Below are 10,225 nucleotides of genomic sequence, written 5' to 3'. Positions count from 1 at the left end.
TTCTAGCATTGTGCGAGAGCATTGATCGAAGTGCAATTTGGTCGCATTTTTCACTTCCAGGCGCTCAAGAATTGTTGTAACAAGGAAAAAGACTTTCAACAATCATAGTACTTTTTAGATAAGCGCCGCGCTAGTGGTGCTTGTATTGCAGTTACTAACACTGTTAATTGCCTATCTAAAGCTTTAAAATTTTATTAGTGACCTAACTGATGTTACTGTGCAGTGTGCGATAGCTTGCGCTGACTTGTCAGTTCGCTTAGTTTTAGGGCTACATTTACCGTTCATTTTTTACTTAGCTATAACAATTTTATACTCAATAATGTTACTGCTACCTTATTACTAGCTTATCTTTAGCTATAGACTGATTTGTACAGCACCTTGAAATAGTTCATAACCCATTCGTAGAATTTCTACTAAAAACTTACCCTTAATTTAGAGTGCGATCGCTTCCTGTGTAGCTTGCCTGTAATATGTTTTGGAGTACAGGAAGCAGTGACTAGAACTCGTCAAAAATATAATACAAATGTAGTGTGCGAGTTGGAGAGGCGGTCAAAATCGTACTCAAAGAGGTAAAATCGGGTAATATTCTCTGATTGAAAAATGTCAGCAAAAGCCCACTCCTTGCTCAAAGATTTCAATTTTGTAAGATCGGAGTCGTATTTTGGGCGGCTTGGGTTGGGTGTGGCAGATCAGGAATTTATCAGGCAATTTTAGGCATTTATCAGACAATTTCAGGCAAGTATTTTAGAGATGAACGCCATTTTTTGTAGTATAAAGGGCTGGCAAAGTTAAGGTTGTCCTGATATTTCCTGATTTATTCCTGGTAATTCCTAGTTTGTCCTGATGTATTCCTGAATTTTCCTGCTCTTTTTTACAGATTTTACTGGGTAATAAGCATCACTTTGGGAAGATTGCGGTTTAAACGTAGGGAGCGAAAATTAGTAAAACTGGGGAAGGGTGAGGAAAGTATTAGGTGAAAATAACAGTTGGAATTGATCCAGGCGCATCACTTACGAAAGTTATAGCAGAGGTTGAAGGGATAAAAGAGACTTATTTAGTAACAATGCTACCAGAGATTGCGTCAGTGTCAAGAGAAACTTTAGAAAACTATAGATCAGGTAAAGGACAATTAGGTAGCGCAAGACCAGAGGATGAAGCATGGGTTGAGTGGGATGGTCATATTTATTTAGTAGGTTCTTTCGCTCGTGAGTTTTCTGGTGATGCTGGAATGTCAGAATTGAAGTATGAAAGAGCAATTTATAAGACCTCCGCAGCATTAGGTGTGATTATAGATAAAGCCAATTCCAGTTCTACTAAGCGAAATCTTAATAATATAACGTTGGAACTGACGGTCTTATTGCCTTGGAATGAGTACGAAGATCGGAAAAAGTTTGAAGAACGGTTAACTTCTGTACTAGCTGACTTTAGTTTCCGAGGTCAGCCATTAAAAGTGAAATTAAGCAGTTTTTTATGCCGACCTGAAGGAAGTGGTTTGGCAATGATAAGAATTAGTCAGAAAGGATTAGATTGGTTTCGCGATCGCACATTAGCTGTTTTGATGTTTGGGCATAGGAATGTCACAGCTTTACAGTTTAGTGGTGGTCGAATGGTCAAGGGTGAAAGTCCAGAAATGGGTTTTATGAAGTTGGAGAATAAGGTATTAGAACGCACCAGTGGTCAACAACCATTAGAGTTGTCTAAAGCCATCTTTCAAGCTAATCATTTTATTATGAGTCGCCCTGATAATTTTTCCTCAATCAAGTTGGAAAACACTGCTGCAATTCAAGGTTTAGCTAGAAGTAGAGATCCTGAGTTTCGTTTATCAGAAATTAAAAAGATTACTGAAGCGATTACTTCTGCCCGTGCAGAATATTGGAAAGAGTTAGAGCAATGGTTGGATAGGTGTTTACCAAGTGAGTTAGACGAAGTAATTATCTGTGGTGGTGCAGGAGTTTATTTAAAGCCGGAGTTAAATAAGTATTTTGGTGTGCGTGAAAAATCGGCATTGCCAAAACTGCCGCAGCCTGGAGATAGACAAGTAGTTCCTATTTGTTGGGGGGCTGATATGACTTCTGAAGTTGAGAAAGCTTTTGACAAGTTAAAAACTGAGCGTCATCAAAAAGAAGCGTTAGCGTTCCGGTTAATTGATATTTTTGGTTTGTTTACTTACTTTAAAGCCAAGGCAGCAGTGTAATGAATGATAACGATAAGCTTCCTCGTAAGAAATCTATTGATTTTAAATTGAGGTTTCAATCCTTAGAAGATACACCAGAAGGTGTAGTGTTATCGTATCTGAACGATAAAGGAGCGCGTGAGTCTAAAGATTTGATTTGGCAATTTTTACGAATGTATGTTTTACCGTTGGCTTATAAAGAAAAAGGTAATTTATCTGATGAAAAATTAAGGGTAATGGCTTTAGAAGCTTGCAATGCTTTAGAGAACTACGCTAGTTATATTCGTCAGGTATTCTTTTTGGAAAGACCGATTCAGCCGATAATAAATGGTCAAAACTATGCACAAGCACAACCATTACCAACGCCACAACAATCACAACCTGAACAATCGCAATCTCCACATAAGGGATTACAACTAGGAGGAGGTGCGGTTAAGGTTAAAGATATTGAGGCTGTCTTTGGGGAGGATGAGGATATGTAACTTTTGTCAAGGTGCGATGTTCTTACGTTAGGTAGAAGTTTTTTTGTACATAGTAATGGAAGACGTTCTAATGACTCAACAACAGCAGACAGACTCCTATGTTCAAGCAACTAACAGCATTCATTTGGTAGATGGTGAAAAAGGTGGTGTTGGTAAAAGTTTATTTTGCCGAGTGCTGCTTGAATATTGCATTACTAAAGGGTTAAGCGATTGCATTGAATTTGTAGAATCTGATTTATCTAATCCTGATGTTGGCAAAATCTATTTTACTGATGAAGAAGGAGTAAAACATTATATTGAAGCTGAGTTTACCAATGAAGATAAGAAGCGTTCTAGTGCTGACATTGTTTTTGAGTTAGCTGCTAAAAAAAGCGTAATTGTCAATCTGCCTTCTAATATATATTCTTCAGTTACAGCTTGGTTTGATCGTAACAAGATACTCACTTTAGCCAAAGAGAAGAATGTTCAAATTTGTAAATGGTTTGTCTGTAATGGTGGTAATTCCAGCATTGAGAAGTTCAAAGAATCTGTTAATGATGAGAAAATTAAAGACATCACGCACATTTTTGTTCGTAATCAAGTAATTTTTGACGATTGGACAATCATAGAGAAAGATAAAGATCTGGCTGAAATACTGGCTCGTGAAAATGTTTTTCAGATGGATTTCCCTCAGTTTAGTTTTGAGGAAAGAAATAGAGTTGATGCTGGTCAATTAACGTTTTCTAAAGCTTTGGCTGAGGGTTCAGGTTTTGGTATATTGAGCAAGCAGCGGATTAAGAATTTCTTAAATGCTACTTACGCAGGTCTTGATAAATTAAACTTGCTGCCATGATTGAAGAATATATATCAGCTTGATTGTACTGGTTGTACTGGTAGCTTTGCTTGTGGAAACTACTATGACATCAAATCTTCTACTACCGTATTTTTAGTGTTTCCTACACACTGCGATCGCGGTGTCTGGGTAGATGAAAAGTAACATTCTTCACTAATGCTAATAAGATCATTGCGACAGCCTTAGCTGCTATCCTTGCTAAGGCGTTTAAGCTAAAATTTTAGTTGGTAACAAACATTAGCCTTTAGTCTCTTTAGGATCAGCACTCCTAGGATAAGTTCTCTCCAAGTCAGAGGAAACGCGATTAAAAAACAACTACAATATATTAAACGAAACTTAGGGCATATAGACCAACTAATCGCAGATGGAGCGGCGCTGAATTGCTTGAATAACAAGCAATTCAAGAGTTTATTAATAGTAGCAGAAGTCTATCGTCAACAGCAATGGATGTATGATAATAACAAACAAAGTATATCTGACAGAATTGTAAGTTTGAGTCAACCGCATATTCGTCCGATAGTCAGAGGAAAAGCCGGAATGCCAGTAGAATTTGGCGCAAAATTGTCCGCTAGTTGTGTGGATGAATATGTATTTCTTGACCGGATTAGTTGGGATAATTTTAACGAATCAGGCGATTTAAAAACACAAATAGAGGCTTTTAAAGAATACACAGGATATTATCCAGAATCAGTTCATGTAGATAAAATCTACCGGAATAGAGATAACCGAGCTTGGTGTAAAGAAAGAGGAATTAGAATTAGTGGCCCTCCATTAGGTAGACCACCATTAAATATTAGTAAGGGAACTAAGAAACAAGCCTTAGAAGATGAAAAAATTCGTAATTATATTGAGGGGAAATTTGGTCAAGGAAAACGAAGATTTAGTTTGAATCGCATCATGGCTAAACTGGCTCATACTTCCGAAACTGCTATTGCTATTACCTTTTTAGTCATGAATCTCTCTGTCATTCTCCGACAGATTTTTTGGTCATTTTTTGGATTCAATTACTTTTTTTGAGTAATTGATTATCACAGTTTATTTGTTAATTCATTAACTCGAAGAAAACTTATTTATCACTCTTACTCCGTTAGCTAGTTAATCATTCTGCTCCTTTCCTCTTACTTTTTCAGCAAGTCCTAACTAGAGACGGTGTAACTGTGCTGATAGTTGAGTTGCTCAAGATAAAAATTAGGCGCGTCAATTTATTTTGGTCTTTTAAAAATGTTTGGGGCGATAGCCCTATAGAACTGTAGTCAAAATAGACAGGGAGGAATTGTTCTTTCAGCCAGATAAAAAATAATATTTTACTTGTGTCATGTATTTACATATGAAATTTATTTGATGTTTAGAAGTTGTTAAAACTTATGTATAAAATTTATATAGAAGTAACCTTTACATATGATTACTTACACATCAGTTAAAAAGTTTACTGTCATCAATTTGCCAGTTGTTTTTTGACGAGTTCCAAATCAAAGTATAGCTTATATAATTAGACCCAAGGTTTCTTGATTGTGCAAAGTATCGCAGCCGAATATTAACTTCAGCATAATTTGATTTTTGATCTACTAAATTAATGCTTTCAATTTCTACTCTTCTACTTTTCCAAAAATTTAGATAAGAAGTTTTCCCATAAGGCATAAGATCAGATTTTGCTTGGAATTTAGGAGATAAATCTTCCCAAGCTTGTTCGTATTTACTACTATTAATTTTAAAATAGTAATTTTTCATAAATTGTTCAGGTGGTATCTGAAGGCGTGATTGAGATAATTGCAAAGATAAATTATTAAACAAATTTAACACTGGTTGTACGCAAAAGGAAAATAAGATTAAAGCTGCTATTGCCATAAATTTATTTGAAAAAGCATGATTTTGCGTTCTAGTAGAATTAATGTTAGTGGTAGAACGCGAATTTATTGTTGAATTTGTGGCAGCTATGGGAGGAACAATATTGTTTTGTCTTGAGCGAGAAAACGATGCTCTGGTACGGTTGCTTTCTAAGCGTGTTGGCGGAGCAGAGCGAGCTCTGGCGGGAACAACATTAGTCCCTTGACAGAAACATCGCCTTTTTTCTTCCCATTCATAAATTGTCATAACTCTTGGACAGGTGCAACATTTAATTCCCTCCTCACCTTCGGTGAAATTGTGTGTATTGTATGCTGATGCAATTCCTGGTTCAAACGTTTCCATATCTATATGATTAAGGTTATCTTTTAAAAATAAAAATAATCCAAAATATCAAAATTAAACCTATAGCTAAAATGAATATAATTTTCCATTTATTAGTTTTAACATCTCGCCATTTTAGACGGGTTCTAGATCGACTCATAACTGGAGGTGGATTAACATCTCGCCATTCTAGACGGGTTCTAGGTCTGACAGGACTTAATATCGTGATATTTCCAGCTATTGCAAAAGTACTATTAGTATGCCCAAAAAAACATTTTCCCTTCTCTTCCCAAGCTTCATTTGTCATAACTCTTCCACAGGTAAGACACTTCATTCCTCGCTCACCTGTCATAAACTTATGCCCAGTCCAACAACACGCTACACCTGCCTCGAAATTTTCCATTTCTGTTGCAACAGCATTTAGTAAAAAAATCAAATTATCTTGTCATTTTTCGAGTTGATTTTCTAATTTGATGAGAACACTGATGTCGAGCTTGTGTGGGTTGGCGTGAGTTTATATCGGGTGTTGCATCTCGCCAGTTCAATGTTTGTTTGGCTGACTCAGTTACAGAAAGCCTGTTTTCTTCTGCGTCTCGCCAAGTTAGGGTGCTAGTGCTAGATTGATGTTGTTTTACTAAACGCTCAAAAATATCTGCTTCATAAAGGCTAACTTCTACACCACGATCGGTTCCTCCATACCCAGCATTACCATATGCTTGACACGCTCTATAGTCTGCTAATTTTTTCACTTGTTGAGGTGTTAAGCGATTTAAAGCTCCAGATGTTAAATTGAGTTCTTGCTTTTCAGCATCTGTTAGATCCAAAGAAGCTATTTGATTTTGCCTTTCGATTCCTTCAATAAAAGAATCTCCATTCATCGTATGCTTGTTACCTTGTCTACCTTGACAATACCACCGACCATTACTTTGCCAATAATGGTCATGATAAATAATATTTTGGCTTTCCAAGCTATTTTTATCGCTCGAACACAAAATATGCCAATTACCATTACTATCTTGTTTGAACTTATACCAAAGACCACTAAAATTATCCATTTGTGTTGCTTGGCTCCATTGTGACATCAAACTACCTCCTTCTCTTTCTTTACTCTTCAACATCTCGCCAGTTTAAGGGGGGTCTGTTTTCCTGCTGTTGGTTTGTAGCTTCCTGTTCTTGACTATCACGCCAGTTTAATTGCCGAGTATTTGACCCGGCAATTCTTCTTTGTTCTGATGTAGGTTCTTGCCAGTTTAATTGAACTCTTGGTGCTGGTCGCCATTCAGCACTTGGCTGTAAAGCCCTCTTATAATCGACTAAAAAAGGTTTGCGACAAGCTGTTCTAGAATGAACTACTGCTACATAGTGATTGCCTACAGGATACTGAATCTCTCTACTACTCAGTACAGGTGCAGATTCGCGCCAATTTTCATAACCTTCTCGCTCTGAACGAGTCCTTAACCAAGGATACTCGTCTTGTGGATTGGGATCGTGGTATCTCCGTCTTGTCAAATTTTGGCTGCGAGTTCCTAAACGGTTACTCAGCCACTCAGCTGCACCATTACTTACACCACGACAGAGAACAACCGTATCAAAATTTTCCAGCACTTGTTCTCGATATTCGGGTGTAATTTGCTCTAAGCTTTGAGCAGCAATTACAATGCTTCCTCTGGCTGAACGTGCCACGCTACTAAACTCACTAATATCTATCTGTTTTTGAATTCTAGGAAACTCATCAATCCAAAATACAATTCCTTGCTCACCCTCATTTTGAGTCCATCGTTCATAAAAAATAGTCATTAGAATATCAATTAGTGCTGATGATATCTTTTTAGAAACATCACGTCCTGCTAACTCGGCTCCAATTACTAATAAAGTAGGGTGACGCTGAATATCTCGCAGTAAAATGTCGCTGTGTCCTGTAACTTGCTCAAAATTAGGCCAACCAAAAAAACCAATCGCATTTTGAATTGCCCAAGTAAAAGCATTTGCCCCATTTTCGCTTTCTTGAATTAATCTTAATTGGGACTCAATAGCTGCTTGTAATCTACTATCCTGACATACTCGTAAAAGTGGGGTTAGGGTTTCAACAGGGTTTTGAGCAATTTGATAAATATGCTTGAGGTTGCCAGCATTGCCAAAAATATGTTTAATCAGCATTATCCACTGAGCCATCCAAGCGATATCTCTCAAGGCAATTTGCTGATTTTCCCCTAAATTTTCAGTATCACCATACAAACATTTAGCTAAGATTTGAGCATCTTGTACAGAGTTGATATTATCTAGTAAATTAATACTGTGACTGCGGGCAACTTCTTGAGGAAGCGTACTCCAATAAATCACCCTCACTCCCCTTTGCTCTGCATAATGTCCTAGTTCGTCTATTAGAGAACCACCTTTGACATCAATTACAATATTAGATAAACCAGCATTGATCGCAGCCTTTATCCCTGGAATAATTAACCCTTTCGTCTTGCCAGACTCAGGTGGCCCGATAATAGCCATATTTCTGTAAATAGATTTTTCTTGCAGCCAAATATCTTGAGTTGGCTTGAATTTTCCGCCAGCAATTTTTAGAAACTTACCGAGATTGACAACTGGCTGAGAAGCAGATCTATCTGGATGTTTAATAATTTTGTAATTATGAAACTGAGAGCCTGGACTCTTGAAAGTATCACAAAGCTCGTTGAGTATGGCTGTTCCTGAGTAATCCCTTAAATCTCTAAGATGAATATCTGTAGGGGGTAAAGGTTCATTGGGGCCAATGATAGTTTCCCTACCGCCGAACAGGTTTCTTAACCACCAGGTTTGGTTTTCAAATAAATCTTGCCAAGTCATACTATTAAGGCTATGGTCGTTCTAACTTTGGGCGTTTCGACTCTGCTGAATGTGGCTCTGTGGGTCGTGGTTCGGCTGGTTGTATGTCTACAGATTGTGGCTTTGTAGGTTGCGACTGTGAAGGTCGTAGTTTAAAGCCAGGCTGAGATAGGTTACTATTAATAAATAAAACTAATAAAAATAAAACTACAATAATTGGCAAAACGAGAATAAACTTAGGATTTTGACCCCTTGTTTTTGTCTGTCTAGCTATTTGTTGAGGTATGTCTTGCAACGGTTCTTCGCCTTCTTCAGGAGTATTGTGTAACGCTAATGAAGAAGGAGTAGGTACTGTTGACAATTGTAGTTCTGGCTGTCGCCAGTTCAGTTGTTGCTGTTCGGGTTGTGATTGAGCAGCTTCCGACATTTCTTGAAGATATATAGCCTCAACCCTTCTCCCATCTGCATCATAAAAATAGCCTATTTCCTGACGTAAGGGATCGTAAACTACTGCTATTTGCCAAATTTGCTTAAAGCATAACCGTTGGGTATTTAAGTCAGTCCCTGATAAAAAAATTCCATGACCAGGATGGGAATGATACCAGCCAACAACTGTAGTTCTGGGGAAGTATTCTTTTTGATCGCTTAGAATCGCCTGCCAACATTCAGGAGTAAAGTGAAAATGAACTCGATTACCAACTGTATAAGGAGCAGCTATTGACCCAACAATTTCCGTGTAATGATTCTTTGTATCTGGACATAAGTAAGCTTGTCCAACTAATACGCCTCCTGTCTCATTATTAGGATCGATTCTGAGATGCTCTATAAGTCTATCCTCAGCTTCACGCTCTACAAAAACACTCATTCTGTTATTACTTAGTTGCTTGTATAGTGCTTCAATACCTCTATGATTTTGATGACGTATGCGATTATGGTTCTCTTGCAAAAATTCTTTAAGAGAACGGCTTATCGGTTTATAAACATCCTCAGAATCACGCCACTGGAGTTTGGGCATAATCTTTAATCCCACTAAATTAAAGGTCTTAATAAGGAAAATATAGCGTTTCTCGATCTGGTGAGGTACAGCCTCAGAACTTCAAGGCTTGATATACAAAATATTCTTGTACCTCAGTTACATAGGAAACGCTATAGATATTTTTTAGCCTATTTTTTGCCAAAGGGTTACATGAAATTCCTCTATCCCAATCATCTTTATATTAAATAAAAGCTAAAAATTTTTACTTTATCTCCAATTCAACTTGGGCTTAGTTTGACCAAAATCTGAACCTGTACTTAATGGAAATAAGTGGTTATTTCTATTAGCCCAATCTCTTGCATTTCCATTAGCAGGTGCTCCAAACCTAAGATTTTCATACTGGATCATACTAATAACTCTTTTTACCAAAACATCTAGAGGCTGACTGATAGTTGTCAGTTCACTACCTTTGAAGCAAAATCCTCCATGTGAAAAAACATTGGGATGATACAGTGGAGTTTCTACCTTAACATCAGGCAATTGACCCGGATCGGGATAGTTTGCTGGAAAATTACTGATGATAATTATGTGTTCAGTTCGATACTTTGGTGTTTCACCTGCAACTGACTCTATCCCCTTGCAGTTAGATAGTTGGATTCGGTAGTATTCGGGTGGTGTACCTCTTTGTTCCAGTATCTTAACTTTGACTGGCTCGTTAAAAGCACACAGCTTTTGTAAACCTCTATAGTCATTAGCAAGCCGCTGGTCACGAATAGCCATTT

General features: G+C 37.4%; 10 protein-coding genes and 1 pseudogene. 5 read left to right on the top strand and 6 right to left on the bottom strand.

Annotation, left to right across the window (positions count from 1 at the left end; translation table 11 throughout):
* Positions 1–973: 973 nt before the first annotated feature.
* From CRI9333_RS23825 to CRI9333_RS23810, 5 genes and pseudogenes are all read left to right on the top strand, one after another.
* Entirely contained in the window at positions 974–2,194 is a 1,221-nt protein-coding gene (locus CRI9333_RS23825; protein ID WP_015205620.1) for a ParM/StbA family protein, read from the top strand.
* Entirely contained in the window at positions 2,194–2,655 is a 462-nt protein-coding gene (locus CRI9333_RS23820) for a hypothetical protein (protein WP_015205619.1), read from the top strand. Before CRI9333_RS23825 ends, CRI9333_RS23820 begins: the two co-directional genes overlap by 1 nt.
* A gap of 55 nt (positions 2,656–2,710) precedes the next feature.
* Complete coding sequence (locus CRI9333_RS23815; RefSeq protein WP_051035483.1) at positions 2,711–3,487, top strand: hypothetical protein; 777 nt, start codon at positions 2,711–2,713, stop codon at positions 3,485–3,487.
* Positions 3,488–3,631, top strand: coding sequence for a hypothetical protein (locus tag CRI9333_RS27085; RefSeq protein WP_157462496.1), 144 nt, complete (start codon positions 3,488–3,490; stop codon positions 3,629–3,631).
* A 147-nt stretch (positions 3,632–3,778) separates the two neighbouring features.
* Positions 3,779–4,504, top strand: a pseudogene (locus CRI9333_RS23810) (transposase); the annotation flags it as partial.
* 396 nt (positions 4,505–4,900) lie between these two features.
* Here the strand turns inward: CRI9333_RS23810 and CRI9333_RS26315 are convergent.
* The 6 genes from CRI9333_RS26315 to CRI9333_RS23780 form a co-directional block, all read right to left on the bottom strand.
* The gene (locus CRI9333_RS26315) at positions 4,901–5,674 is read right to left on the bottom strand and encodes a hypothetical protein (protein WP_015205617.1); all 774 of its coding nucleotides are present in this window, start codon (positions 5,672–5,674) and stop codon (positions 4,901–4,903) included.
* A 16-nt stretch (positions 5,675–5,690) separates the two neighbouring features.
* Complete coding sequence (locus tag CRI9333_RS23800; protein WP_157462495.1) at positions 5,691–5,960, bottom strand: hypothetical protein; 270 nt, start codon at positions 5,958–5,960, stop codon at positions 5,691–5,693.
* Between the two features lie 130 nt (positions 5,961–6,090).
* Positions 6,091–6,735, bottom strand: a complete 645-nt coding sequence (locus CRI9333_RS23795; protein ID WP_015205615.1) for a hypothetical protein — start codon at positions 6,733–6,735, stop codon at positions 6,091–6,093.
* Between the two features lie 22 nt (positions 6,736–6,757).
* Positions 6,758–8,488: a type IV secretory system conjugative DNA transfer family protein gene (locus CRI9333_RS23790; protein WP_015205614.1), complete on the bottom strand. Its 1,731-nt coding sequence runs from the start codon at positions 8,486–8,488 to the stop codon at positions 6,758–6,760.
* A gap of 10 nt (positions 8,489–8,498) precedes the next feature.
* Entirely contained in the window at positions 8,499–9,482 is a 984-nt protein-coding gene (locus CRI9333_RS23785) for a Mov34/MPN/PAD-1 family protein (RefSeq protein WP_015205613.1), read from the bottom strand.
* A 228-nt stretch (positions 9,483–9,710) separates the two neighbouring features.
* Positions 9,711–10,223: a ubiquitin-conjugating enzyme E2 gene (locus tag CRI9333_RS23780; protein ID WP_015205612.1), complete on the bottom strand. Its 513-nt coding sequence runs from the start codon at positions 10,221–10,223 to the stop codon at positions 9,711–9,713.
* Between the last annotated feature and the right edge of the window lie 2 nt (positions 10,224–10,225).

The organism is Crinalium epipsammum PCC 9333, assembly GCF_000317495.1.
GTDB lineage: Bacteria > Cyanobacteriota > Cyanobacteriia > Cyanobacteriales > PCC-9333 > Crinalium > Crinalium epipsammum.
This window is presented reverse-complemented; position numbering and strand designations above follow the sequence as displayed.